Annotated in this window: 22 protein-coding genes, 1 other RNA gene and 1 pseudogene; 9 read left to right on the forward strand and 15 right to left on the reverse strand. The window is 73.3% G+C overall.

Going from position 1 to position 25,589, the window contains the following annotated elements; translation table 11 throughout:
* Positions 1-8: 8 nt before the first annotated feature.
* Complete coding sequence (locus tag ACH4DX_RS03300) at positions 9-1,277, reverse strand: hypothetical protein (RefSeq protein WP_398153793.1); 1,269 nt, start codon at positions 1,275-1,277, stop codon at positions 9-11.
* 478 nt (positions 1,278-1,755) lie between these two features.
* Between ACH4DX_RS03300 and ACH4DX_RS03305 the strand changes: the two genes are divergently transcribed.
* The 3 genes from ACH4DX_RS03305 to ACH4DX_RS03315 are packed head-to-tail and all read left to right on the forward strand — an operon-like array spanning position 1,756 to position 4,865.
* The gene (locus ACH4DX_RS03305) at positions 1,756-2,661 is read left to right on the forward strand and encodes a Nif3-like dinuclear metal center hexameric protein (RefSeq protein WP_398153794.1); all 906 of its coding nucleotides are present in this window, start codon (positions 1,756-1,758) and stop codon (positions 2,659-2,661) included.
* The gene (locus ACH4DX_RS03310; RefSeq protein ID WP_398118065.1) at positions 2,658-3,401 is read left to right on the forward strand and encodes a zinc ribbon domain-containing protein; all 744 of its coding nucleotides are present in this window, start codon (positions 2,658-2,660) and stop codon (positions 3,399-3,401) included. Before ACH4DX_RS03305 ends, ACH4DX_RS03310 begins: the two co-directional genes overlap by 4 nt.
* Before the next feature lie 12 nt (positions 3,402-3,413).
* Complete coding sequence (locus ACH4DX_RS03315; RefSeq protein ID WP_398153795.1) at positions 3,414-4,865, forward strand: bifunctional RNase H/acid phosphatase; 1,452 nt, start codon at positions 3,414-3,416, stop codon at positions 4,863-4,865.
* Here the strand turns inward: ACH4DX_RS03315 and eda are convergent.
* Together eda and yaaA are read right to left on the reverse strand one after the other, a co-directional pair.
* The gene (gene eda / locus ACH4DX_RS03320; protein WP_398117353.1) at positions 4,840-5,493 is read right to left on the reverse strand and encodes a bifunctional 4-hydroxy-2-oxoglutarate aldolase/2-dehydro-3-deoxy-phosphogluconate aldolase; all 654 of its coding nucleotides are present in this window, start codon (positions 5,491-5,493) and stop codon (positions 4,840-4,842) included. The two genes, ACH4DX_RS03315 and eda, sit on opposite strands and share 26 nt — an antisense overlap.
* A gap of 387 nt (positions 5,494-5,880) precedes the next feature.
* Entirely contained in the window at positions 5,881-6,681 is an 801-nt protein-coding gene (gene yaaA, locus ACH4DX_RS03325; RefSeq protein ID WP_398153796.1) for a peroxide stress protein YaaA, read from the reverse strand.
* A 313-nt stretch (positions 6,682-6,994) separates the two neighbouring features.
* Here yaaA and ACH4DX_RS03330 point away from each other — a divergent pair, with 313 nt between their 5' ends.
* Complete coding sequence (locus tag ACH4DX_RS03330; protein WP_398153797.1) at positions 6,995-8,458, forward strand: RNB domain-containing ribonuclease; 1,464 nt, start codon at positions 6,995-6,997, stop codon at positions 8,456-8,458.
* Here the strand turns inward: ACH4DX_RS03330 and ACH4DX_RS03335 are convergent.
* Positions 8,409-9,152 carry a hypothetical protein gene (locus ACH4DX_RS03335; protein ID WP_398153798.1) on the reverse strand — a complete coding sequence of 248 codons (744 nt, stop codon included), beginning with the start codon at positions 9,150-9,152 and terminating at the stop codon, positions 8,409-8,411. The genes ACH4DX_RS03330 and ACH4DX_RS03335 overlap by 50 nt on opposite strands.
* Complete coding sequence (locus tag ACH4DX_RS03340) at positions 9,149-9,988, reverse strand: MerR family transcriptional regulator (RefSeq protein WP_398153799.1); 840 nt, start codon at positions 9,986-9,988, stop codon at positions 9,149-9,151. Before ACH4DX_RS03340 ends, ACH4DX_RS03335 begins: the two co-directional genes overlap by 4 nt.
* 210 nt (positions 9,989-10,198) lie before the next feature.
* On the opposite strand from ACH4DX_RS03340, the gene ACH4DX_RS03345 reads away from it, so the two are divergent.
* On the forward strand, positions 10,199-11,230 hold the full coding sequence (locus tag ACH4DX_RS03345; RefSeq protein ID WP_398153800.1) for a helix-turn-helix domain-containing protein: 1,032 nt from the start codon (positions 10,199-10,201) through the stop codon (positions 11,228-11,230).
* On the opposite strand, the gene ACH4DX_RS03350 is transcribed toward ACH4DX_RS03345, so the two are convergent.
* The 4 genes from ACH4DX_RS03350 to ACH4DX_RS03365 all read right to left on the reverse strand — a co-directional run bounded on the left by ACH4DX_RS03350 (position 11,178) and on the right by ACH4DX_RS03365 (position 14,326).
* Entirely contained in the window at positions 11,178-11,507 is a 330-nt protein-coding gene (locus tag ACH4DX_RS03350) for an SCO5918 family protein (RefSeq protein ID WP_398117363.1), read from the reverse strand. The genes ACH4DX_RS03345 and ACH4DX_RS03350 overlap by 53 nt on opposite strands.
* 42 nt (positions 11,508-11,549) lie before the next feature.
* On the reverse strand, positions 11,550-12,992 hold the full coding sequence (locus ACH4DX_RS03355; RefSeq protein WP_398117365.1) for a DEAD/DEAH box helicase: 1,443 nt from the start codon (positions 12,990-12,992) through the stop codon (positions 11,550-11,552).
* Positions 12,993-13,474: 482 nt separating this feature from the next.
* On the reverse strand, positions 13,475-13,678 hold the full coding sequence (locus tag ACH4DX_RS03360) for a cold-shock protein (protein WP_030563973.1): 204 nt from the start codon (positions 13,676-13,678) through the stop codon (positions 13,475-13,477).
* A 309-nt stretch (positions 13,679-13,987) separates the two neighbouring features.
* A complete protein-coding gene (locus ACH4DX_RS03365) occupies positions 13,988-14,326 on the reverse strand; it encodes a MerR family transcriptional regulator (RefSeq protein ID WP_398153801.1) in 339 nt (112 codons plus the stop codon).
* 497 nt (positions 14,327-14,823) lie between these two features.
* On the opposite strand from ACH4DX_RS03365, the pseudogene ACH4DX_RS03370 reads away from it, so the two are divergent.
* From ACH4DX_RS03370 to ACH4DX_RS03385, 4 genes and pseudogenes are all read left to right on the forward strand, one after another.
* A pseudogene (locus tag ACH4DX_RS03370) lies at positions 14,824-15,573 on the forward strand (DMT family transporter); the annotation flags it as partial.
* A 134-nt stretch (positions 15,574-15,707) separates the two neighbouring features.
* An RNA gene (gene rnpB, locus ACH4DX_RS03375) (RNase P RNA component class A) lies at positions 15,708-16,111 on the forward strand.
* A 253-nt stretch (positions 16,112-16,364) separates the two neighbouring features.
* Positions 16,365-17,258 (forward strand): DUF2637 domain-containing protein, encoded by an 894-nt coding sequence (locus ACH4DX_RS03380; protein ID WP_398153802.1) that lies wholly within the window; start codon positions 16,365-16,367, stop codon positions 17,256-17,258.
* Positions 17,259-17,523: 265 nt separating this feature from the next.
* The gene (locus tag ACH4DX_RS03385; RefSeq protein WP_398153803.1) at positions 17,524-17,919 is read left to right on the forward strand and encodes a hypothetical protein; all 396 of its coding nucleotides are present in this window, start codon (positions 17,524-17,526) and stop codon (positions 17,917-17,919) included.
* A gap of 157 nt (positions 17,920-18,076) precedes the next feature.
* Here ACH4DX_RS03385 and ACH4DX_RS03390 read toward each other — a convergent pair whose 3' ends face one another.
* The 6 genes from ACH4DX_RS03390 to ACH4DX_RS03415 form a co-directional block, all read right to left on the reverse strand.
* The gene (locus ACH4DX_RS03390; protein ID WP_398153804.1) at positions 18,077-19,264 is read right to left on the reverse strand and encodes an HAD-IA family hydrolase; all 1,188 of its coding nucleotides are present in this window, start codon (positions 19,262-19,264) and stop codon (positions 18,077-18,079) included.
* A gap of 129 nt (positions 19,265-19,393) precedes the next feature.
* Complete coding sequence (fxlM, locus tag ACH4DX_RS03395) at positions 19,394-20,620, reverse strand: methyltransferase, FxLD system (RefSeq protein ID WP_398153805.1); 1,227 nt, start codon at positions 20,618-20,620, stop codon at positions 19,394-19,396.
* A gap of 86 nt (positions 20,621-20,706) precedes the next feature.
* On the reverse strand, positions 20,707-21,885 hold the full coding sequence (locus ACH4DX_RS03400; RefSeq protein WP_398153806.1) for a lanthionine synthetase C family protein: 1,179 nt from the start codon (positions 21,883-21,885) through the stop codon (positions 20,707-20,709).
* Positions 21,882-24,989, reverse strand: coding sequence for a lantibiotic dehydratase (locus ACH4DX_RS03405; RefSeq protein WP_398153807.1), 3,108 nt, complete (start codon positions 24,987-24,989; stop codon positions 21,882-21,884). Before ACH4DX_RS03405 ends, ACH4DX_RS03400 begins: the two co-directional genes overlap by 4 nt.
* 85 nt (positions 24,990-25,074) lie before the next feature.
* Positions 25,075-25,221 (reverse strand): hypothetical protein, encoded by a 147-nt coding sequence (locus ACH4DX_RS03410; RefSeq protein WP_398153808.1) that lies wholly within the window; start codon positions 25,219-25,221, stop codon positions 25,075-25,077.
* Between the two features lie 213 nt (positions 25,222-25,434).
* Entirely contained in the window at positions 25,435-25,569 is a 135-nt protein-coding gene (locus ACH4DX_RS03415) for a hypothetical protein (RefSeq protein WP_398153809.1), read from the reverse strand.
* Between the last annotated feature and the right edge of the window lie 20 nt (positions 25,570-25,589).

Raw genomic sequence — 25,589 nt, forward strand, 5'->3', positions numbered from 1 at the left:
GGGCGAGTCTAACCGGCCGTACCGCGTCCGCCGAGGGGTGCCTGCTGCAACGGCACGGGGCGCCGTACCCGTGCCGCGCTCGCCGCCGCCGTCACCTCGGAGGACGCCTCAGGGGCGCCCCCCGCGTCCGGCGTGTCGCGCTCCGCGCCCACGGGGTCGGCGCCCCGTCCCGGAGCGGGCACCTCGACCCTCGCCATTCCGCAGGGCACGCTCCCGGTGACGTACGGCAACTCCAGGACCCCTGCCGGGGTGCAGCGCCCCGAACCGGCGAACCACCCCTTGGGGGCGCGCAGTTGCTGGAGCCTGCGCTCGGTGGGACGCCAGCCGTAGAGCCAGGGCGCGCAGGTGCCCGAACCGTCGTCCACGCGCAGGGCGACCGCGCAGCTCTCCGGCAGCAGCGCCTGTCCCGGCTGGATCGCGAAGGGTGTCACGGCGCGCCCCGGAAGCCGCAGGCATTCGGGGAAGCGCACGGGCCTGCTGCTGCCCAACACCCCCCAGCCGACGCGGGTCTCGCCGGGGGCGTCGGAGCGGACGAGGACGAGGCCGCTGTCGGCGTCGGCGAGCAGCAGCCGGTCGTCGCTCTCGGCGGTGATCTGGAGCAGCGGCGTCACCTCGCCGCCCCGCTCCAAGTCCACGGCCACGGTCTTGGTGCGGCCGTCGAGAGCGCGGTCGAGCGCCAGTATGCGGTTGGCGCGGTCGAGCCAGACGCCGCCGGTGCAGCGCCCGGGGATCTCCGCGAGGTGCTCGGGCCCGAACGAGCCGCCCGCCACCAGCCACACGGCCGTCGAACGCGCCCCCGCCGCGAGGGCGTAGGCGTAGGCGCCGCGCGGCGCGGGCGGCAGCAAGGTCAGCTCGGCCCCCGCCCCCTCTTCGAACTCCACCCCGCCGAGCTGCACTTCGCCGGTCCCGGGTCCGGTCGGGTAGAGCAGCGAGAACAGGTGCCGTCCCGCGGCCCGGCGGTGCACGAGCACCCGCCCGTCGGCCATCGGCAGGACCCGGGTGCCCGGCTCCTCCGGCTGGTGCGCGGGCAGCGGTACCGCGTACGGCTCCGCGGAGTCCAGGGTCCAGCGCTCGGGGAACCAGCAGCCGCCGCGCTGCGCCAGCCGCGCCGCGTAGGTGCCGTCGGCGGTGATGGCCGGGGGAGCCGCGGGCGCCGCACCGAGGCCGGGCCCGGCGGCTGTCTTGGCGCGGGCGCGGATCCAGGCCGAGGGGGTGCCTCCCGGCGGGGAAGTGGGCGGGGGTGCGGGGGGCGAGGGCTCGGCCACAGTGGCTGTCATCTGGGGTCACCTCCGCCGGCGACGTTAGTTTTCCGCCGGGGGCGGGGGGCTCGTGGGGCGTGCCCTTCACGCGTATGTGTGGCGGAGTGACGATTCGCCTGAGGGGTGGGGGGTGGGTGTGCTGGGTGGGGGGCGTTGGCCTGCGCGGGGCGCCCCAGGCCCGCCCCTTCTCCGTTCCTGGGGCTCCGCCCCAGACCCCGTATCGGCGCTTCGCGCCTCGTCCTCAATCGCCGGACAGGCTGAAACTGTCGCCGGTGCGGCACAGATCCAGCCCGTCCGGCGTTTGAGGACGAGGCCGCAGGCCGATAACGGGGTCTGGGGCGGAGCCCCAGTTTCGGGAAGGGGCGGGATTGGGGAGCCCCCGGCAGGGCCCCGGTCCCCGGCCGAGGCCACGGAACAGCCGTAGCCGCTCGTCAGCGGGCCGTCGCTGTCCGTCACCCGGGGACCCGGCGGGACGGCGGGAAGGTAGCCTTTCCCCGTGCCCCGTCTGTCTGAAGTCATCGCCGCCCTCGACACCCTGTGGCCCCCGGAGCGGGCCGAGCAGTGGGACGCCGTCGGCACGGTGTGCGGCGACCCCGAGGCCGAGGTCTCCCGGGTCCTGTTCGCCGTGGACCCCGTCCGGGAGATCGTCGACGAGGCGGTGCGCATCGGCGCGGACCTGCTGGTCACGCACCACCCGCTCTATCTGCGCGGGACGACGACGGTCGCCGCGTCGACCGCCAAGGGCCGGGTCGTCCACGACCTGATCAAGAACGACGTCGCCCTGCACGTCGCGCACACCAACGCCGACACCGCGGACCCGGGGGTCAGCGACGCCCTCGCGGGCGCCCTCGACGTCCGCGTCGTACGCCCCCTCGTACCCGATCCGACGGACGACGACGGCCGCCGCGGCCTCGGCCGGATCTGCGAGCTCGAACACCCGCTGACCCTCGCCGAGTTCGCCGAGCACGCCGCGAGGCGGCTGCCCGCCACCGCGCAGGGCGTCCGCGTCGCGGGCGACCCGGGGCGGACGGTCAGGACCGTCGCCGTCAGCGGCGGCTCGGGCGACAGCCTCTTCGACGCCGTGCGCGCCGCGGGCGTCGACGCCTTCCTCACCGCCGACCTGCGCCACCACCCGGTGTCGGAGGCCCGCGCGCAGACACCGCTCGCGCTGCTCGACGCCGCGCACTGGGCCACCGAGTGGCCCTGGTGCGAGCTGGCGGCCGCCCAGCTCGACGAGATCTCCGACCGGCACGGGTGGGGTCTTCGCGTCCACGTCTCGAAGACGGTCACCGACCCCTGGACCGCCCACGCGGCGTCGTCCGCCGCGCACGCCCCTGCCGCCGCCACCCCCGCAGCGAGCGCCTCCTTTGCCCCTACTGATTCCCTTGGAGCCCCCAACTGAACGCCGCGCCCGCCGACCAGATCCGCCTCCTCGACCTCCAGGACCTGGACCTCCGCCTGGCGCAGCTCGCGCACAAGCGCACGTCGCTGCCCGAGCACGCCGAGATCGAGTCGCTCACCAAGGACCTCACGCAGCTGCGCGACCTGCTCGTGGCCGCGCAGACCGAGGAGAGCGACTGCGCCCGCGAGCAGACCAAGGCCGAGCAGGACGTGGACCAGGTGCGCCAGCGCGCCGCCCGCGACCAGAAGCGCCTGGACTCCGGTGCGATCACCTCCCCCAAGGACCTGGAGAACCTCCAGAAGGAGATCGTTTCCCTGGCCCGGCGCCAGGGCGACCTGGAGGACGTCGTCCTGGAGGTCATGGAGCGCCGCGAGTCCGCGCAGGAGCGCGTGAGCGAGCTGACCGAGCGCGTCGGCTCCGTCCAGTCGAAGATCGACGACGCCACGGGCCGCCGTGACGCCGCCACTACGGACCTCGACCGCGAGGCCGGGACCGTCACCAAGGAGCGCGAGATCGTCGCCGGGTCCCTGCCCGCCGACCTGCTCAAGCTGTACGACAAGCTGCGTCAGCAGCAGGGCGGCGTCGGCGCGGCCAAGCTCTACCAGCGGCGCTGCGAGGGCTGCCGCCTGGAGCTGAACATCACCGAGGTGAACGAGGTCAAGGCCGCGTCCCCCGACACGGTGGTGCGCTGCGAGAACTGCCGCCGCATCCTGGTGCGCACCTCCGAGTCCGGCCTGTAAGGGACGGCAGCGGTGCGGGAGTTCATCGTCGAGGCCGACGGCGGCTCCCGGGGCAACCCGGGCCCCGCCGGGTACGGCGCCGTCGTCATCGACCCCGTGACCGGGGAGACCCTGGCGGAGGCCGCCGAGTACATCGGCGTGGCCACCAACAACGTCGCCGAGTACAAGGGTCTCGTCGCGGGCCTCGGTGCCGCACACGCGCTCGACCCGGCGGCGCGTGTGCACGTACGCATGGACTCCAAGCTGGTCGTCGAGCAGATGTCGGGCCGCTGGAAGATCAAGCACCCCGACATGAAGCCGCTCGCCACGGCGGCCGCGCGGGTCTTCCCGCCCGGCCGGGTGACGTACGAGTGGATCCCGCGCGACCGGAACAAGCACGCGGACCGCCTCGCCAACGAGGCGATGGACGCGGGCAAGCGGGGCGAGCAGTGGTCGCCCTCGACGTCCACGGCCGACCTCGACCGCCCTGCCCGCACCCCCGGTGCCCCTGGCGCTCCGGGCGCCCTCGGCGTCGAGCCAAAGGGGCCGCCCGGGGACGCCGCGGCGGGTGCGGCGCGGGCACGGGCCGCGCTCGCGGGGGCCGGAGCGGGAACTTCGACGGCGTACGTGACCGACGCCGCGGCCCGCGGTGCGGCGGCGGACGCCGCCGACGTGCGGGCGGCGCGATCGGTGGCGGCGGCGGGGGTGGAGCCGGTGGGCGGCGGTGTCGCCACCGGTGCATCGGGTGAGGCGGTCACCGGTGCGGTGGGTGAAGCGGTCACCGGCGTCGAGTCCGGCACCGGTGCGGGAGTCGAGGCCGTGGCCGCGGTGCCGCCCGTGGGGTGGGCCGCTCCCGCCGACCTCGGTGCGCCCGCCACCTTCGTGCTCCTTCGGCACGGCGAGACCCCGCTCACACCGCAGAAGCGCTTCTCCGGCAGCGGCGGGAGCGACCCGTCGCTCTCCGGCGTCGGCCGGGAGCAGGCCGTCCGCGTGGCGGCCGCGCTGGCCGCGCGCGGCACCGTGCAGGCCGTGGTGTCCTCACCGCTGCTGCGCTGCCAGGAGACCGCCCGCACCGTCGCCGCCCGGCTCGGCCTCGGCGTACGGATCGAAGAGGGACTGCGGGAGACGGACTTCGGCGCCTGGGAGGGGCTCACGTTCGCGGAGGTGCGGGAGCGCCAGCCCGACGAGCTGAACGCCTGGCTCGCGTCACCGGACGCGGCACCGCCGGGCGGCGAGTCCTTCACCGCGGTCGCCACGCGGGTGGCGGCGGCCCGTGACGGGCTCCTGAGCGCCCACGCTGGCCGCACGGTGCTGCTCGTCACCCACGTCACGCCCATCAAGACCCTCGTCAGGCTCGCACTCGGCGCGCCCCCCGAGGCACTGTTCCGCATGGAGCTGGCGGCGGCGTCGCTGTCGGCGGTGGCGTACTACGCGGACGGCAACGCGAGCGTGCGCCTCCTCAACGAGACGGCGCACCTGCGCTGAGCGCTGCCGCCTCCCGGGCCAGGGACTCCACCCGCGCCCAGTCCTTCGCGGCGACCGCGTCGCCCGGAAGCATCCAGCTGCCGCCGACGCAGCCGACGTTGCCGAGGGCCAGGTAGGCGGGCGCCGAGGCGGCGGAGATGCCGCCGGTGGGGCAGAAGCGGGCCTGCGGGAGCGGGCCCGCGAGGGACTTCAGATACGCGGTGCCCCCGGCGGCCTCCGCCGGGAAGAACTTCATCTCGTCGACGCCGTTCTCCAGGAGCGCCACGACCTCCGACGTGGTGGACACCCCCGGCAGGAACGGCACTCCCGACGCCTGCATCGCGTCCAGCAGCGCGGGCGTCCAGCCCGGGCTGACGAGGAAGCGGGCGCCCGCGTCGACCGCGTGCCCGACGTGCGCCGCCGAGATCACCGTTCCGGCGCCGACGACCGCGTCCGGCACGCCGTCGGCGATGGCCCGGATCGCGTCCAGGGCGACGGGCGTGCGCAGCGTCACCTCGATCGCCGGCAGGCCCCCCGCCACCAGGGCGCGCGCCAGCGGCAGCGCGTCCGCCGGGTCGTCGATGACGACGACCGGGACGACCGGGGCGAGATCCAGCACGGAGGCCTTGGCGGCGGCAGCGGGGTTCATGGGGTCATCGTGCACCGGGGGGTGCAGGCTGCGCAAAGCGCGTTGCGCACACCGCAACGCGCTGTGCTGGTGCTCTCCCCTCGCGCTGACGCGCTCGTCCTCGATCGCCGGACAGGCTCTTCCCCACCCGCCCGCCCTTCCTTCGCGCTGACGCGCTCGCCCTCAATCGCCGGACAGGCTCGAACTGTCGCCGGTGCGGTACAGATCCAGCCCGTCCGGCGTTTGAGGACGAGGCGCGGAGCGCCGATAAGGCTGGGGTCCAGGGGGCGCAGCGCCCCTGGTTACGGTGAAGGGGCGGGCCTGGGGCGCCCCGCGAGGGCACTCACCCGCACCCGGACCGCACCCACACCCGCACCGCACACGCACCCGCACCGCACCCGCACCCACTCAGTGAACCTCCCGCACCACCACATCCAACGCCCAACCCCGCCCCGCCCGGGAGGGCACCTCCGCCTCCACCACGTACCCCAGATCCCGCAGAGCGGAGACAAGCTCGGCGGGCCCCCCAGGCACCACCCCCGCGGTGAGAAGCGACCGCACGATCCGCCCCTTGGTCGCCTTGTTGAAGTGCGAGACGACGGACCGCCGCTCCACCCCGTCCACGACCTGCGCATGCAGCACCCGCACGGTGGCGGTCCGCTCAGCGACCTCCCCCTTGGGCCGCCACGCGGCGGCGTACGCGGAGGACCGCAGGTCGAGCACGAGCCCGCCCCCGGCGGCAGCGGGCAGCACGGAGGCCATGTGCCCACGCCAGTACGCGCCGAGAGCCCCGAGCCCCGGCAGCTTCACGCCCATCGAGCAGCGGTACGACGGAATCCGGTCCGTCACGCCCACCGCCCCCCAGAGCCCGGAGAAGACGAGCAGCGACCGGGCGGCCCGACGCCGGGCGGCCGCGTCGAGCGAGGCCAGGTCGAGGGCGTCGTACAGCACACCGGTGTAGATCTCACCGGCGGGCCGCGCCCCCGCGGTCCGCAGCCCGGCGTTCTTCGCGACCTCGCCCCGCAGCCCCTCGCTGAGCCCGAGGACCGCACGCGCCTTGTCCTCGTCGGCGGTACACAGCTCGACCAGTTCGTCGAGGACGGCGGCACGGGCCTCGGCGAGCCCCGGCAGGGACAGCGACTCGGGCTTCAGGGGCGCCCCACGCCCGGAGGGAGCCTTGCCTTCGGACGGCGGCAACAGGACGAGCACGAGCACTGCTCCGATTTCGTTCGGGGTACGGGGTGGAGGTAGGTACCGGGGACGGGGGGAGGGGGATGCGGCCCCAGCGAAAGGGTACGGCGGCGAAAGGGTAGGGCCGGGAAGGGGCACGGACTCGAAGGGCCCCGGGGGTGCAGCGACCCGGCCGTGCAGGCCCCGCCGGGCAGGGCTACGGCTGCGACGAGGCACGGCTGCGGGGCGGCACGCGCGCGAAGGGACCCGGGGGAGCGGCCCGGAAGTGCAGCGGTTCGGGCAGGGAAGGTTACGGCGTGCCCTCGGCGGCGAGCCGTCCTACGCTCGGTGCATGCCCCGCCGCCACCTCCACGTCACCGGCGCAGCCGAAGCCCCGCTGCGGGCCGCGCTGCGTGAGCTGCGTGTACGGCTCGACGTGCCGGAGGCCTTCCCGGCTGAGGCGTGCGCCGAGGCCGAGCGCGCCGCGGCGGCCCCGCGCCTGCCGGACGAGGACGCCACCGGCATCCCGCTGTTCACCGTCGACCCGCCGTCCTCCGTCGACCTCGACCAGGCGATGCACCTGTCGCGGCGTCCGGGCGGCGGCTACCGGGTGCGGTACGCCATCGCGGACGTGTCGGCGTACGTCACCCCGTCGGGCCCGCTCGACAGCGAGGCCCACCGCCGCGTCACCACCCTCTACTTCCCCGACGGCAAGGTCCCGCTGCACCCCACCGCGCTCAGCGAGGGCGCGGCCAGCCTGCTCCCCGGGCAGACCTGCCCCGCCGTGCTGTGGACCGTCGACCTGGACGCGGACGGCCGCACCGAAAGCACCGACGTGCGCCGCGCCCTGGTCCGCAGCCGCGCCAAGCTGGACTACGCAGGCGTCCAGTCCGCCATCGACGCGGGCACCGCGGAGGAGCCGGTGGCGCTGCTCGCCGAGGTGGGGCGGCTGCGCGAGGGCCTCGAGGTGGAGCGCGGCGGCATCTCGCTGAACGTGCCCGAGCAGGAGGTGACGGAGCGGGCCACCCCGGACGGGGCGGACGGAACGTACGAACTGGCCTTCCGCGCCCCGCTCCCCGCCGACGGCTGGAACGCCCAGATCTCCCTCCTGACCGGCATGGCGGCGGCCGAGCTGATGATCGCCGCGGGCGCCGGGATCCTGCGGACGCTGCCCACCGCCCCCGACGGCGCGGTGGTCCGCCTGCGCCACACCGCGAAGGCCCTGGGCATCGACTGGCCGCACCACGTCCCGTACGCGCGGCTCGTCCGCTCCCTCGACCCGCGCGAACCGCACCGGGCGGCGTTCCTCCAGGAGTGCACGACGCTGCTGCGCGGCGCCGGTTACACGGCGTTCAGCGGTGGCGAGGTGCCGGAGCTGACGACGCACGCCGCCGTGGCCGCGCCCTACGCGCACTGCACGGCGCCGCTGCGCCGCCTCGTCGACCGCTACGCCGCCGAGCTGTGCCTGGCCGCGTGCGCGGACACGCCGCCCCCGGAGTGGGTGCTCGCGGCACTGCCCGGACTGCCCCGGGAGATGGCCGACGGCACCCGGCGCGCCAACTCCGTGGAGCGGGAGTGCGTGGACGTCGTCGAGGCCGCGCTCCTCAAGGACCGGGTCGGGGAGGTTTTCGACGGCGTCGTCGTGGACGTGCGGGAGCGTGAGCCGGACGTTGGCACGGTGCAGGTGTCCGAGCCGGCCGTCGTCGCCCGGATCGAGGGCGGCGGGACGGCCGGGCTGCCGCTGGGGGAGCGGCTGCCCGTACGGCTCACCCGAGCGGATCCGGGGCGGGCCCAGGTCCTGTTCGCTCCCGCTTGAGCGCGGGTGCCGGGGACTTCTCCTCGACGGTGCGGGACCCCGGGACCGCCGGGGACTCCTGGGCCGTCCGGGGCTCCTGGGCCGCCGGGTCCGCCGGTCGCCGCCGGGTGAGGGCGTCGACCAGTGCACGGGGGTCGTCCGCGTGCAGCCGCACCACGCGGGCGTGGGCGCGCAGGCCGAAGGGCCGTACGAAGGCGACCGGCCGGGTCAGCTCCACGGTGACCGTCGTCTGGCTGCCGACCGCGACGTCCAGCGAACCGTCGTCGTGCACCTGCACGGTGCGCCCCTCGGGGTAGCGCCGCTGCACGCGGGCCGACCGGATGTCGGCGGCGGGCAACGTGACGTCCAGGTATTGCCCGTACCGCACCCGCAGCGACCCGTCCGCGCCCACCACGTGCGGCCGCGTCACGCACCCGGCGTGCAGCGCGACGATCTGCCCCACCGTGTAGACGTCCACGAACAGCAGGACGGCGTGCACGACGGGCCAGGGCACGACGAGTGCGAGGACGACGGTCTCCACCACCGCCACGAACGCGAGGCCGAAGAACATCGCGGTCTGCGGCCCGGTGTACGCGGCCGCGAGCGCCCCCGCCCCCGCACCGTGCCGCCGCCGCACCACCCACAGGCCGAGACTCGCGAAGCCGCGCAGCTCGTGCCCGCACAACCGGCGCAGCACCCGCACCGCCCGCCTCACGGGTTCCACCCCGTCCGCCCGGTGATCAACCGCATCATGTGCCGGATCGCCGCCGCCTGAGCGGGCGCGAAGTCGTCGAGGAACGCCTCACCGAAGGCGCTGCCCAGGGAGGCGACACCCTTCGGCGGAGCGGCCTCCGCCTCGATGGCCTTCGCGACGTGGTGGTCCTCGCGGTCCTCGCCCCCGTGTACGAGGACCGCGAGGAGGTCATCGGGCATGACGGCCGCGAGGTCCGTGCCGAGCGGCACCACTCGCGGGTCGTCGGGCTCCGCGTCGACCAGTTCGTCGAGGCGGGCGTACAGCTCCGCCAGGCGCCCCGCGAGGCCGCCGTCGTCGGCCAGTCCGCGCAGGGCGTCGTAGAGGCGGTCGCGGTGGCCCGGATCGGCGGTGGCGTCGAAGAGCGCCAAGTGCTCCAGGTCCTTGGCCGCGGTCTCGGACTCGCTCGGACGCAGTCGCCCGAACAGCTCCGCGAGGCCCGGTGACACCGGGCCCTCGCCGGGCAGCAGCCCCTCGCGCGACAGCTGCAACAGCTCGGCGAGCCGCTCCCGCCTCGCCCTGATGCCGGCCTCCTGCCGCGCCAGGTCGTCGTCGAGTTCGGCGAGCACCTCGGTGAGTTCGCGCCCCGCGTCGTCGGCGAGGACGTCCCGTACCTCTTCGAGACCGAGCCCCAACTCGGTGAGCCGCCTGACGCGGGCCAGCACGATGGCCTCCCGCAGCCCGTACTGGCGGTACCCGTTGGGCCGCCGCGCGGGCTCGGGCAGCAGCCCGAGGTGGTGATAGTGCCTGATGACCCGCGTCGTCAGGCCGACGGCAGCCGCGATCTCTCCGATGCGCATGCCCTCAAGTAGAAACGTTGACGCTACGGCAAGGTCAAGTCCGCGAACGGCCCGTGCCGGGCGGCATGGAAAAGGGACGCGGGGGCGTTCCCGAACTGAGCACCCGTACGCACGCACCACACGTACGCACGTACCAGGACAGGGCGCGGGTCAGGACCGGGCCGAGTACCAGCACGCGAAAGCCGGAGAACGACGGGGGACGACGGAGTCATGAGCAGCACTGAGGGCGCACGGGACGACCGCGGACGCGCCCCCCACGGGTCCACGACGGAAGGCGCCGCGGAGAACATCCACGGGCCGACGACGGAACGCGCCGCGGAAGGCACGGCGGAGCGCGCCACCTGGACCCGCGCCGCCCTCGGGGAGGGCAGCGCCCTGGACCTCCTGACGGCCCGCTTCGACCGCCACCGCTACGCGCCGCACGCGCACGAGGAGTTCAGCATCGGCGTCTGCGTCACCGGCACCGAGATCATCGACTACCGCGGCGGCAGCCTCGAGCTCGGTCCCGGTGCGGTGGTGGTCCTCGCCCCCGGCGAGCCGCACACCGGCCGCCCCGGCTCCGACGGCGACGGTTACGCGTACCGCGCGATGTACCCCTCGCCGCACCTGTTCGCCGACGGCGCCCGTACGGTGCCGCACTTCCGCGACGCGGTCGTGGACGACCCGCAGCTCTCGGCGGCGCTGCGGGCGGCGCACACGCGACTGAGCGCGGACGTGGACCCGGCGCGGCCGGGGGCCGGGCGGGCCGTGGACCCGTGGGCGACGTTGGCGGCCGAGTCCCGGCTCACCGAACTGTTCACCGTCCTGGCCCGGCGCCACGCCACCGCGGGCACGGGGGTGCGGGAGTCGGCCACGGCGGGCGCCGCCGTGGCCCTCGCCGTCCGCGACCGCCTCGCCGACGACGTCCTCGCACCCCCCACGCTCACCGAACTGGCCACCGACCTGGGCCTGTCCCGCTACCAGCTGCTGCGCGCCTTCCGTACGGCGATGGGGATGCCGCCGTACGCCTGGCTGGCGCAGTACCGCGTCACGCGGGCCCGTGGGCTCCTGGAGAGCGGACTGCGCCCGGCAGCGGTGGCGGGCCTGGTGGGCTTCGCCGACCAGGCGCATCTGACGCGCTGGTTCCGCCGGGTGCTGGGGGTGACACCGGCGGCGTACCGCGACAGCGTGCGAGCCGGTGCCGCCCGGATCAGCTCTGCTCGGGGTTGCCGAGCATCGCGGACGCCCGCTGGAGGGGGCTGAGGCCCGGGGTGGGGCCGGGCGCGGGCACGGCGGGGGTGGGCTCGGGCGCGGCGTGGCAGGTGAAGCCGAGGCGGACCATCGCCCGCTGGACCTCACCGGCGCTGAAGTCGCGGCGGTCCTGGCCGGTGATGACCTGGCCCACCTGCTTCAGGGGGAAGTGGCGTCGGCCGATGGTCACGTACTCGCCGGTGACGGGCTCGGGCTTGACGCCCTGCATGGATTCGACCACTCCCGGCTTGGTCAGGTCGAAGGGGAAGCGAGCGATGACACAGCGCATGGGACCTCGCAGGGAGAAGGGATTCTGGGGGAAACAGTACTGTCAGGCGGCGGTGTTGAGGACCGGTTGCCGCTGAGCGGTCTGGCGCTTTCCCTGCGCGGTGCGGCTGCGGCGGCCGCGCTTGGTGGAACCGCCGCGCCGGGGGCGCTCCACGGGCGGCGCCGTGATGGTGACGGGAACGCCGGAGGGTGCCTGGGCGCCGGTGATGCGGTGGAGCTCGGCCTCGCCGGAGCGGACCCGGGTGGACTGCGGGGAGATGCCCGCGTCAGCCATCAGACGCTCCATCCCGCGGCGCTGGTTGGGCAGGACGAGGGTGACGACACTGCCGGACTCGCCGGCACGGGCGGTGCGCCCGCCGCGGTGCAGGTAGTCCTTGTGGTCGCTGGGCGGATCGACGTTGACGACGAGGTCGAGGTTGTCGACGTGGATGCCGCGGGCGGCGACGTTGGTGGCCACGAGGACCGTGACGTGCCCGGTCTTGAACTGGGCCAGGGTGCGGGTGCGCTGCGGCTGGGACTTGCCGCCGTGCAGGGCGGCGGCACGGACACCGCTGGCGAGCAGGTGCTTGGTGAGCTGGTCGACGGCGTGCTTGGTGTCGAGGAACATGATCGAGCGGCCGGTGCGGGCGGCGATCTCGGTCGTCGTGGCGTGTTTGTCGGCGCCGTGGACGTGCAGCAGGTGGTGTTCCATCGTGGTGACCGCGCCCGCCGTGGGGTCGACGGAGTGGACCACCGGGTCGTGCAGGTAGCGCCGGACCAGGAGGTCGACGTTGCGGTCGAGCGTCGCGGAGAACAGCATCCGCTGACCTTCGGTCCTGACCTGGTCGAGCAGGGCGGTGACCTGGGGCATGAAGCCCATGTCGGCCATCTGGTCGGCCTCGTCGAGGACGGTGATCGCGACGCGGTCCAGCTTGCAGTCCCCGCGCTCGATGAGGTCCTTGAGCCGCCCGGGCGTGGCGATGACGACTTCGGCGCCGCCGCGCAGCGCGCTCGCCTGCCGGCCGATCGACATGCCGCCGACGACGGTGGTCACCCGCAGCTTGAGGGACCGGGCGTAGGGGGTGAGCGCGTCGGTGACCTGCTGGGCGAGTTCCCGGGTGGGTACGAGGACGAGCCCGAGGGGCTGCCGGGGCTCGGCGCGCTGTCCCGCGGTACGGGCGAGCAGCGCGAGGCCGAAGGCCAGCGTCTTGCCGGAGCCGGTCCGCCCGCGGCCGAGCACGTCACGCCCGGCGAGGGTGTTCGGCAGGGTCGCGCCCTGGATGGGGGTCGGTACGCGCATGCCCTGCGCGGTCAGCTCGGTGAGCAGGTGCCGGGGCATGTCGAGATCGGCGAACGCCTCGACCGCGGGCAGCGCGGGGGTGATCGTCTTCGGGGGAGCGAACTCGCCCTGCACGGGGGCGGGCCTGCGGCCGGAGCCCGCGGGGCGCGAGCCGGGGCGGCGGGAACGATTGTTCGTGTACGTGCGGTTCGCGTGTGTGCGGTTCATGAGGAACCTTCCTTGATGCGGCACGTATCAAGGAATTCCCGCAGCAGACGAACAGCTGTGAGGGGAACCGCGAGAACGAGCCGAGATTAAAGCGGTGCGGCGTGCGGCCGGTGCGGCGTGAATTGCGGAAAACACGCCGTCCGCCGGAATGCGCATGATCGGCCGGGCGACAGAGAGCAGGCCCGGTCGGTAAACCCGTGCGGCGCGCGGGGTCCGGCGAGTGCATGTTCACCGGGTGTCCCGAGGGCATTCATGCACCGGACGCCCGAGGGCGTGCCGCTGCCGGGATGCCGGAGCGGGTGCCGGACACGGAACAAGCCGGAGCCGGAGCCGGATACGGATGTTGACTACGGACGAGCCGGATGCCGGATGCCGGGCGACGCGCGCGGGCGGGGCCTCGTACGGCCCCTCGGGTACGGGTCGGGTACGAGCGAGGGCCCGCGCCCCGAGGCGCGGGCCCTGCTCATGCGGTGTGCCGGGTGTCAGGCGGGAACGATGTTCTCGGCCGTCGGGCCCTTCTGGCCCTGCGCGATGTCGAAGGTCACCTTCTGGCCTTCGAGCAGCTCGCGGAAGCCCTGGGTGGCGATGTTCGAGTAGTGGGCGAACACGTCGGCGCCGCCACCGTCCTGCTCGATGAAGCCGAAGCCCTTTTCCGCGTTGAACCACTTCACGGTGCCAGATGCCATGTCAATTCTCCTTCTGGGCAGTCTCGGGAGCCGCACTGTGCGGATCCCGCGTCGCTGCGATGATTCACCCATCCGGATAATGACCGAAAATACAAAAGTGCTCCCGGCAGCCGAACGGCCGTCGGAGGCACTTGGAGTTTTGGGAACCACAACTGCAACTGAGATCGACAGTAGCACGCCGAAGCCGGAGAGGCAGCGGGGAAAATTCCACTCGGCGCGCCGTGCGAGATGTTTTCATCGCGCCCTGTCCTTATTTCTCATTTCGCGGTGACAGCTATGGTGCGGGACCGGCTGCTGTGCCGAGAGGGGTCAGCCGTCGGTCGAAGTCTGCGGCTCGGCGGTGGAGCGCCGCAGCTCCTCGTTGATGCGCTTGGCCTCTTCGAGCTGGTCCTCGAGGATGACGATGCGGCAGGCCGCTTCGACGGGGGTGCCCTGGTCGACGAGTTCCCGGGCGCGGGCGGCGATCTTCAGCTGGTAGCGGGAGTACCGGCGGTGCCCGCCCTGTGAGCGCAGGGGAGTGATGAGACGGGCTTCACCGATGGCGCGCAGGAAGCCGGGGGTGGTGCCGAGCATCTCGGCGGCACGGCCCATCGTGTAGGCCGGATAGTCGTCGTCGTCGAGACGACCCAGGGAGTTCTCTACGGTCATTGGCACCTCTGCCTGATCGGTCGGGAAACGCGTCGAGGGGCCCTGGCGCCGAACGGCACCAGGGCCCCGAGGGATTGAACACCATCTTCCGGCCTACTGCTGTGCCGGACTTCTCTGTCCGCGCCGCCCCGATACAGGTGGGGGTGTGCGCGGGGATCGCGTATGCGTGACCGTGGGACCACCTTCCGTTCCGGGGGTCTGCGGTACCCGGGCCGACGAGATTCCCGCCCGGGCGATCCTGATGGCGTCTGCCTCCTTCTTCGTACTCGCTCATATGGCTTACAAGCACAAGACTAACTCCGGCGCATCCTCATGTCTACTACGGCCAAGGCAGATTTCCTCCGCCACGCGATACCGGAGTCCTGCCGCTCCGGTGCCCCCGGCGCCGGTGAACCTCGGGAGCGCTGCCCGCGCCGCAACAACGTTCAAGACGCCTCACCCCGCCCTGTCCGAAAATCCCCGTCATGACTGCACGAGGCTGGCTTCTCTTCTCGCTCATGGGCGTCCTGTGGGGCATCCCGTACCTCCTGATCAAAGTGGCGGTGGACAGCGATCTGACGCCGTCGATGGTGGTGTTCACGCGCTGTGCCCTCGGTGCCGCGCTGCTGCTCCCCTTCGCGCTGCGCCAAGGCGGTCTGCCCGGCGTCCTGCGTACGCACTGGCGGCCGATGCTGGTCTTCGCCTGCGTGGAGATCCTCGGCCCGTGGTGGACCCTGACGGACGCGGAGCGCCATCTGTCGAGCTCCACCGCGGGCCTGCTGATCGCCGCGGTCCCCATCATCGGCGCGCTGCTCGCCCGCTTCTTCGGGGACACGGAGCGCCTCGGCCGCAGGCGGGTGACGGGCCTGGCGCTCGGCTTCTCGGGCGTGGCGGTGCTCACCGTCCCGCATCTGACGGGCGGCAACGCGTGGTCCCTCACGGAGGTCATGATCACGGCGCTCGGCTACGCGATCGCCCCGCTGATCGCGGCCCGCCACCTCAAGGACGTCCCCACGCTCCAGCTGATCGCGCCCTGCCTGACCCTGGCGGCGGTGGTCTACGCCCCCGCCGCGGCGGCGACCTGGCCGCGGGAGGTCCCGGACGCGCCGACCCTGGCGGCGCTCGCGGCCCTCGGGGTCATCTGCACGGCGCTCGCGTTCATCGTCTTCCTCGAACTGATCCGCGAGGCGGGGCCGACCCGTGCGGTGGTCTTCACGTACGTGAACCCGGTGGTCGCGGGGGCGGCGGGCTTCGTCTTCCTCTCCGAGACCATCACCGCGTCCTTCGCGGCCGCCTTCACCCTGATCCTCGCCGGCTCCTTCCTGGCCACGGCGGCCTCAGGACCCCCCCGCCACCGGCGCCCGGCCCGCGCCCCGGCGGGTACCATGGTCGACACGGCAGACGAGCCGGGCGGACGGCCGCGTGGGGGTCCCTGTGGACCTCCCCGAGGAACGTCCGGGCTCCACACGGCAAGGTGGTGGCTAACGGCCACCCGGGGTGACCCGCGGGACAGTGCCACAGAAAACAGACCGCCGAGGGCTCAGGCCCCCGGTAAGGGTGAAACGGTGGTGTAAGAGACCACCAGCGCCTGAGGTGACTCAGGCGGCTAGGTAAACCCCACCTGGAGCAAGGTCAAAAGGAGCGCCCCACCAGGCGCTCTGCGCGGACGTTCGAGGGCTGCCCGCCCGAGTCCGCGGGTGGACCGCACGAGGCCGGCAGCAATGCCGGCCCTAGATGGATGGCCGTCGCCGAGGGGGCCGCGAGGCCCCTTCGGAACAGAACCCGGCGTACAGCTCGGCTCGTCTGCCAAACCCGCCCTGACCTGGGAAAACACCCCGGTTAGGGCGGGTTTTTTTGCGCCCGAAAGCGCCCGTTATTCCCGGCATTTCCCCGGGCTTCCCGCGCGGATATGTACCGGATGTGACGCGCCCGACATGCCCATGCCATCTCGGTGTTCATCGCGACGAGGTGCCCCCGGACGGGGAAGAGGGCTACGCGGCACGTTGACCGCCGTGCTCGCCCGTTCAACGCGGCGGCTGGTGTCCCCGCCTCAAGCCGGGTGAACCCGTCACCGTCGACGTGGGACGACCCCGTAGCCGTCGTCATGCACGCCACCCTGCCCTGCCTGTTCGTGATCGTCGCCGAGGCCGCCCGCCACACCGTGGACCACCTCGCCCACCTGTCCACCGGCCGCGCGATGGAACGCGTCCGCCCCGTGCGCTGGCTCCTGGACCCGGCGCGCACGTTCGCTCTATGGCGGCACATGGTTCTGGGGGAGCGCACCTCTTACCAGCAGGCCGTCGAAGCCGAGCAGGACCGCCTCGTCTACGTGACCCGCCTCAAGGCCCGCCACGGCCGGGTCCGCCGGGCGCCAGCCGAAGAGCGGCTGCCCCTCAAGCTCGCCCGCTACGGCGTCCCCCTGCCCCGCGCCTCGGCCGCCCGCCCGCAGCCCCCCGTAGGGGCCGCGATGGTGGCGGGGGTCGTCGAGCACGCCGGCACTCCGTCCGGGGCTACCCGCGTCCCGCCCGCCGAGAAGCGCCCGGTGCCCGCCCTGTCCAAGACCACGGGGCACGCACCGGTCTTCGCCGCCTCAACCGCTCCCAAGCCTGTGACCGTCCGCCTGCCCGAGCCTCCCGGGCCGGGCCCGGACAGGCCGTTGCCTTCCCGGGACGGACAGATCGAGCGGACACGCCAGGACGCAGCGACCGGACACGCCGAAAAGCCGCAGGTCACATCGGCCAGTCCGGGTGTCCCTGACGCGCTGGCCAAGCGGAACGAGCGCGCCGCCGAGCAGGCCCGCGCCCGCCGCCGCGAGCACGCCGCCGCCTGGCACACCATGCGCCGCGAAGACCCCGAGATCACCCGCGCCGCCGCCGCGCGGCGCCTTGATATTTCCGAGCGGACCTTGCGTCGCGCCCTCACCGAAAACCCGAAGGAGACCACCGAGCGATGACGACCGACACCGGACCCGACTGGGACGGGATACGCAGGGCCCAAGCGCGCGGGCAGCGGCGGCGTGCCGCCACCGAGAACTTCGCCGCCGACGTGCCCTGCCCCCGCTGCCAGGCCCCGGCCCAAACCGGCTGCCACCTGCCCGACCAGCCCAGGCTGGCGGCTGACAGCCCGCACCGCGAGCGCATCGACAACGCCGGGCAAGCCCGCTGGACCCTCGCGCGCACCATCGCCTGCCCCGTCTGCCACGTCCCCGCCGGAACCCCGTGCACCGGACGCGCCGACCCCCACCCGCTGCGCTGGGGCCGCGCCAAGACCAGCACCTGGCCGGACAAGGAGACCGGCCGACGACCACCACCGACGACAGCGCCGCACTCGCCGCGCACCTCCTCCATCACCTCGATACGGCCGCCACCGTCCCTTGCGGGCCGCACGCCGACCTCGCCGCCATCGCCCTCGGCGAGATGGCCGACCACCTCGACGCCCTCGCCGACGGTGCCGCCGCCGACCCCGCCCCCTCCGCCCACGAGGCCAAGGACTGCCTGGCCACTATCAGCCGGGTTGCGCACGGCCTGCCCCTCGGACAGCTCGCCCACACGCTCATGCCTGACGCCGCGCGCCTCGTCCACACCACCACGACTTGCGTTCTGGAGACACGATGACCACCACGACGACATTCGCGCTGCTGCACGAGACCGGCCAACTGGAATGGCACCAAGGGGAACCGGCCTTCGCCGACGACATCATCGACCCCGTCCACAACGCGATCTCCGGCTTCTCCATCCAGCACCTCACCCCGCACGAGCCCGGCCTGCGCGGCTACGGCGCCGACGTCGCGCTCCTGCTGCCCGAGAAGTACGCGCCGAACCCGGTCGCCGAACAGGTGATCGCCAGCCTCGGCGGCCGGGCACAGATGCTCGTTCGCGTATCCCATTCGGCGACGGTCAGCCCGAGTGCGGCCAGGGCTGGGTCGTGGGTCGCGTCCACCAGCAGCCACTTTCCGTCGACCCGCGCTTCGACGGCGGTGTGGACGTCGTACGGAGTCGGCAACAGCGCGACCTCCGGCGGCGTGCCGGGAAGCTGGTAGAGCCAGCGCACCCGGCGTGCGGGGTAGCCGAGCTCACCGAACGCGGCACACAGCAACTCTGCCTTGGCCGCGCAGTTGCCCCGGCCCTTGTCCAGCAGGTCGTCGGCGCGGTGCGCGCCGTCGGTGGCACATGGAACGTCCCGCGTCAGCTCGAACGCCCACCGGGCCGCGTCCCGCAGCGTCGCATCCCGCAGGGCCTTGGGCCCGGCGTCGGCTTCGGCCCGTATGTAGGTCAGCGACCGTAAGACGGCGGGCAGGCAAGCCACACCAGCGGACGGTGCCTTCATCGGGCACCGTCCAGGAGCCAGCGTGCGGCGTCCACGACATCGTCCGCCACGTGTTTGGGCTCGGGTCCCTCGGCGCTCCGCACAGCCGTGGGAGATCCATACGGTGCTGATTCCGGCGGTCTGAGCGCCCGCGATATCGGTGCTCAGGTTGTCGCCGACCATCCACGTCTCGGCGTCGTCGGCCGCGCCGAGGTCTTCAAGGGCGAGCCGGAACAGCACCGGGTTGGGTTTGGCGATGCCGTACGCGCCGGACACGATCACCGACTCCACAAGGCCGTCGAGCCGGGCGGTGGCGAGCTTGGCGGTCTGCGCGACCGGTTCGCCGTTGGTGACCACTCCCAGGTGCCATCCGCCCGCTGACAGCGCGCGCAGCGCTTCGCACACCTCAGGCCGGTAGGGCACCAACTCCGCAGTCCGGTATCGGTATTGGGTGCGCATTTGGGCCGCCGTCTCCGGTACGGGGAACTGGTTCTTCACCTCAGTGAAGAACTCGGTGCGGTTCCCGGCCAGCACCTCGTCAGCGTCCAGGAGCCAACGCGGCGGCACACCGTGCGCGGCGGTGAACTCCTTTGCCCACGCGGCGAACGCGGCCCGCCGGTCGGTCAAGGTGTCGTCCAGGTCGAACAGGGCCACACGGTGGGCGGGGGCAGGCACGAGAGTTCTCCGATCCGTTCAGGAGCGTGGGCGGTTCAACGGGCTCAAGGTGAGGAGGAGCACGGCCGCCGGCCAGGTGCTCCCCGTCACCTCCCGCGGATCGGGCCGCTACTTCCCGGAAGGCAAGGAGAGGGTCAGGAGCAGGTGCTCCTTGGTGATCCTCAGCCCGTGGGGAAGGGCAGTGGCCGGGGTGCCGGTGGGGTGCAGCATGATGGCCGGGCGTGCCTCGTGGTCCTGGCCCCACTCGCGGATGCGCTCGCACAGCCGCTGGGCGAGGTGCTCGCCGTCCGGGCCCTGACCAATGGCCCCGAACTCCCAGCGCGGGATCTCGCTCTCCAGGCGGCGTTGGGTGAAGTAGGCGAGCGAGTCGCCGTCCACGATCGCCGGGCTTTGGACCACGGCGGTGGCGGGCGTGCAGATCCCGGCCTCCACGGCAGCACGCGTCGCGGCGATGCCGCACGTACCTGTCTCGGTGGCCGTCAGCCGCAGCCACACCCCGTCGAACGACTCATTGGAACCGAGTGTCGTCCCGGACCACGCGACGGTCTTGGGCTGGTCGAGGATGCCGCGCAGCCGGGCGGGGGCGATGTCCTGGTCCGCGTCCCACCGCAGCGTGACGTCCCCGGCCTCGTCGAGGGTGGCGGTGTGTTCGCCTTCCTGACCGATCATCGGCACGAACCCGCACAGTTCCATGGAGTCCGAGGGCCACGCGTTGCCATCTCGGACGAAGGCGACGCTGCGGGTCTGGCCGCGCCAGCGCAGCGGCACCACCAGCCGTGCCCCGTCGGCGAACTGGTTCAGCAGGTCCCAGGGAAGATCCCACGCGCCGACGGTGAAGATCCCGCCGTCGTACGGGGCCCGTTCCGGGGCGCCGAGTGCGCCGTCCCGTGTGATCACGGTGACGTCGTGGTAGCCGGTGGCGTCCAGGTTCTTGCGCGCCCCGGCCGTCACCTCCTCGTCGTGGTCGATCGTGACGACCCGCTCGCCCTTGCTCGCCAGGAGCGCGAGGAGGGCGGCGTTGTAGCCGGTGCCCGCGCCGATCTCCAGGAGGCTCTGGCCCTCGCGGACGGCGAGCTGGTCGAGCATCATCGCGACCACGGTCGGCACGGACGCGCAGCTCAGGGCCTTGCCGTCTTCGGCCCGCTTGGTGATGACGGCCTTGTTGGCGTACGCGTCTTCCAGGTCGGCGTCGGGGACGAACGCGTGGCGGGGCACGGCCCGCATGGCCTCTTCCACGCGCGGATCGCGGGCGTGCCCGGCCTGGCGAATGCGGTCCACCATGCGGTTGCGCAGCTCCTCGGGCGACGTATTGGCAGCAGTGGGAGTGGTGGTCATGCGGGTCCTTTCCTTGTGGCCCGTCCATCGGTTCGGCGGGCCGAGCGTAGTGAGCAGGCTTGTGGGGGCGCCTGGTTCCGCGCGGGTCAGCCGTCCAGGAGGAGGCAGGCGTCCCAGTCGGCATCGGGCGGCGTGTTGACGCTGGCGCTGGCCAGGTGGATGCCGTCGGCGCCTTCGAGAAGGCCGCCGTGCTCCGGGAGGCCGTGCACGTCGAGGTAGTGACCCATGCGGGCGTGCACGTCGGGGAGCAGGGCGGCGAGTTCGCCGGTGGAGTCGTCGGCGGCGGCCCGGTGCACGGTCTGTATGAGCCCGGCCCAACCGTGACACACAGAGGCGTCCGTGAGCTGTGACAACTGCTTCTCATCGCGTACGCACGCCGCGAGTGCCTGTTCAGCTCGTTGTTGGCGTGCGGGGTCGCCCAAGGCCAGGGCGGCGACTTGTTGGGCGCGGGCGAGGCCAGGTGTGCCGTAGCACCACGATGGGCGTTGCGGGCCGCTGCTCGTTGCCGTGCCCGCCTGCCACTGGGCGGGGGTGATCAGGCCCGGCCACCACACCGTGGCGCCTTCGCCCTGCCGCCACTGGTCCAGGGCGTCCATGATCCGGCTGATCGCCTCCGCCTGGCCGGTCACGACGATGGCTCGGCGCTGGGCTGCGGCGAGCAGCGCGAGGGGCCCGGCGATGCCGTGGGCGAGCCCGAAGTTGATGTGCCCGTTCGGCCATTGGTCCGACGGCTTCCCCTCGGGGCCGTCACCGCTCCACCAGCCCGGCATCTGCCCGCCGCCCAGGGGTTCGGTCAGGCGTACGAGGTAGACGAGGACGTCGCGCAGCAGGTGCCATCCGGGGCGGCGGTGCAGGAGGTAGACCCCGAGACCGGTCAGGCCCCTGATGAGGTCGAACTCCCGCAGCGGCGCAGGGCGTCCGGTGTCGATGCGCTGCTGGGCGCGGGCGAGGCGTTCGCGGACCAGGACGTTGACTGTGCGGTCCAGACCGGTCAGGGCGCGGGCGTAGGCGGGGTGGTCGGCGGTGTGCAGGGCGAAGGCGACGGCCGGGGCGCCCCGGAAGAGCCCGGACACCTCGGGGTGGGCGTTCACCGGGTGGTGGGTCATGGTGGCCACCCACCGGTGCGCGGTCTCCCACGCGCCCGCACCGGTGCGGGCGTTGGCGATGTGGCGCAGCGCGATGCCCGGCGCACCGGCGCCCAGGGACTGGTGCCACCACGGCCCCGACTCGGTGGAGACGGGCGCCGGTGCGGTGGCCGCCTTCACCGGAGTGCCCCGGTCTGGAGGGCGCGCGCGGTGAGGGCGGCTTGGCGGGCCATGCGGCGGCAGGCTCGTTCGCGGTCCCGGTCGATGCCGAGTGCCCGGTTGTGGTGCATGTGCAGCAGCGACTCCAGCACCGCCCCCACGTCCACCCCACGGGGCAGGGCACGCCGGTAGGTGTCCAGCGCGCTCGCACGGTCCTGGCGTGCCTTGGCCGCGGGCTCGGGGCACTGGCCCGGATCGTCCCACCGCCCGGTGCGGGTCGCGCTGGTTACCTGGGCGGCGATCGTGCGGTCTACGACGACGTCCGGCGCGGGCCGGGCGGCCAGCCACTGAAGTGCCTCGTCCGGGCTGCCGAGCAGGCCCCGGCAGATGTCGACCATGTCGAGTGCTACCAGCGCGGCCGGGTCGAGATCGTCCGAGTACGGCTGGTGGCGGAGCTGGGCGGCGACGGCGTGGGAGTCGGCGCAGAACACCGCCTCGGCGGCCTCCATGGCCTCAGGGCCGCCGCCGTAGCGGCTGGTCTCGGGGCGGTAGGTGTCGAGGGTGAGACCGGCGGCCATGCCGTCCTCGCGCAGACCTGTGGCCCACCGGCTGACCGCTGTCGCGTGCGCCGCGAACTCACCGGGGCCGGTGCGGATACGCAGCCGCAGGTGATCGGCTTCGTGGGGGCTGCGGTAGCGCACGAACCACCACGCCGGGGCGCCGTCCAGGGAGGCCAGCAGGCCGGGCAGGTAGTCGGCGACGATCTCGGACTGCCGTTCCGGGTGAGCGGGAATCTTCGCGTACAGCCAAGCCGCCTCCGGTGCTGCGGGCAGCTGCTCACGGTGGCGGCCGACCGTCACCGACGACGCGGCGGGCAGCGGCGCTGAGGCAGGGGCTCGGGTGGTAACCAGAGGCAGGGCGATCTCGTGGGCGTGGCCGTCCATCCACCCGTACTCGGTCGCCTGGGCGCTCTCGGTGAGCTGGGCCGACTCGTGACGGGCCAGGTGGGAGCGTAGGAGCGCGGTATGGGCCCGCTCGTCGAGGTTGAGGCGCAGCGTGCGGTCCGCGTCGCGCAGTTCCACCACCGTGGGCAGATGCCACCGGCGGCGCCACCGGTCCAATGCCCCGGCCCATGCCTCGCCCCCGGCGCTCGCGCCCGGCAGGTCAGCGGCGGTGAGGTACCAGCGGGCCGGGGCGAGGATCGTGCGGCCGTGACGGACCCGTGGCAGGTACGGGAGGCGCTGGGTGTGTGGGCCCCAGTCGAATTCGTGCCATCCGGCGGTGAAGGCGCGGGGCAGGTGGGCGAGGAACCGTGCCAGCGCCGGGGGCTGCTTCTCCAGGGCCAGGGCATGGAAGACCTGCGGTTCGACCACACGGCCCCGGGAGACGCTGACCAGGTACAGCGCGGTGCCGGTCGCGGTCACCGCCAGGTCCTCCAGCGCGAGCAGTTCCGGCCCCACCTCCTCCTCGTGTGCTGTGGAGCACGTGCGCCAGCCAGGTGCTGCGGAGCACAAGCCGCGGTGCTCGCCGAGTGGCAGGACGTGGTCCAGGTAGGCGGGGACACGGCACACGTTCTCGGCGTGGGCGTAGAGCGGCGGGAAGGACAGCTGTACGGGCAGCGCCCCGGCGGTGGCGGTCGGCGCGGACCGGTAGACGTCTTCCAGGCCGGAGCCGGAGGCGGTCGCGGTGAACCGTGAGGTGAGGGTGCCCGCCGCGCGGGCGGGCGCGACGGTGAGCGTGAAATCCCCGCGCCCCAGAGCCTGTGTGCTGGTGGCGTGGATGAGGGCGGACACCTCGACGTGCGGCGGGATGCGCCGCACGTCCGAGCTGGCGGGTCCGGCCAGCTCGGTGATGGTCTCCTCGGTCAGGACGATTTCGCGGCTGCCGTCGGCGAGGGCCTGCCAGGCCAGGGCCAGGAGCCGTTCGTCCCGCTCCCCGGGCCCCTCACCCGTCGGCGCGGGCTGGGTGCTGCCGGGGTAGCCGGGCGGGTATCCCAGCCCGGTGTCTGGGTCGAGGACCTCCAGCAGCGGCACGGGCGTTGCGGTGCCGTACCGGTCCAGGAACGCCGCGTGGAAGGCCCGCCAGGCGGGCTGTCCGGTGGGCGTGCGGGTCAGCCGGGCAAGAACGCTCGCGGCCTGCTCCAGCTCCCCGGCCACGGCGGCGGGGATCGTCACGTCGCAGTCGAGCCGCAGGTCCATGGACAGCGGGGTACGCCCGGCCTCGGAGACCTCCCGCATCTGGCGGGTGAGGCCCGTGCGCAGCCGGGCCTGTGCCGCACCGCTGGTGGCCTCGTGGTTGTGATGGCGGACATCGGCGTGCACGGCCTCCAGCATCCGCAGCAGCGGAACCACCGGAGTTATCGCCGGGGCTCCGGCTTCGTGCAAACGGTCCAGGACATGGGCCAAGGGGTCGGTGACGGTGAACGGAGCGCGCAGGCAGGTGATCAAGAAGCCGCGCCGTACGAGCTCGGCGAGCATGCCGTGGACCCGTTCGCGCGGGGCGTCGGGGAACGCCTCGGTGACCTTGTCGAGGACCGCCCCGAAGCGGGTGGGGGCCGTCGTCGCTTCCCATACGGCCTGCACGGCGCTGGTGTGGCTGATGGTCACCCGGTTCGGTCCGTGCGGCGCCTCCAGCCGACTGCCGCGCCGTACAGCGGCGTTGCTGAACACCACCTCTAGGCGCTTCAGCAACTCCGGGCAGCCTTCCAGCCGTTCCACGATGCTGGCCAGCCACTCGGCGCCGACACGGACCACGGGCCGGTGCCCGTCGCCCCAGACGACACGGGCGCGCTCGCCCACCGTCACGGGGGCGACCCCGGCGAACAGGCCGAAGGGGGTGGGGCGGCCGGTGGCGCGCAGCAGGTAGCGCATGATGGCCGACGCCGCACGGCGGACACCGCGCCCGGTCACGGTGCGGCCGTCCAGGATGGTGCCGACGCGGGCGGCGAGCGCGGGACTTGCCTGTTCGATCACGTCGGGCAGACCGGGTCGCGCCCATACCTCGCACAGCCAGGTGCGGCAGTCGGCCTCATCGCCGAGGTCGGGCCAGCGGGCTGGGGCTTTGGTGAGCGGCATGGCCGTGGACCGCAGCAGGGCGACCCCGGTATGCCGGTACAGCGGCGTCATGACGTTCCTCCGGGCGAAGAGGGAGCGGGCAGTGGGGAGTGTGGCGGGGCCGGGCTAAGCCCGGCCCCGCCGGTGACGGGCTGGGTCAGACGCTGCTGTTGCAGGAGGAGGCGCAGGTGGGGTCGCAGCCGTCGTTCGTGTCGCAGCCCTCGTCCGGGTCGGCGCTGTCGGTCGTCACGATCACGTCCAGGTTGAAGACATCCCCGGACTTGTCCTTCGCGGTAGTGCGCATCGCTTCCTCGTTCTCTCTCGGATGGATGGGACAGGCCCCGACCTGACTGGCGGGCCGTACTCGGCGCACCGGGTTGGGTGGGGCGGTCTGCGAGGTGACGCTGAGCACCCGGGCCGGCGCAGGTGCTCCTCGTCACCTGCCGCGGGCAGTACCTCGCGACAGGGCTGATGGCTCCGGGCTCCGGCGGTGGTGCGCTACCGGGGCCGGAGCGTTCTAGGTGCTGCCGGACTCGTCCGGCACGGTGTCCGGGGCCGACACCGACGCGGGGGCCGCCTCGGTGGTCACGTCGTTGTGGACGCTTACGCCCAGCAGCGCGAGCCCGGCCGCGATCGCTGACCACCACGTCACGGCCGCAACCGAGTCGCCGT

Origin of the sequence: Streptomyces sp. NPDC017940, assembly GCF_044328435.1 — a bacterium.
GTDB lineage: Bacteria > Actinomycetota > Actinomycetes > Streptomycetales > Streptomycetaceae > Streptomyces.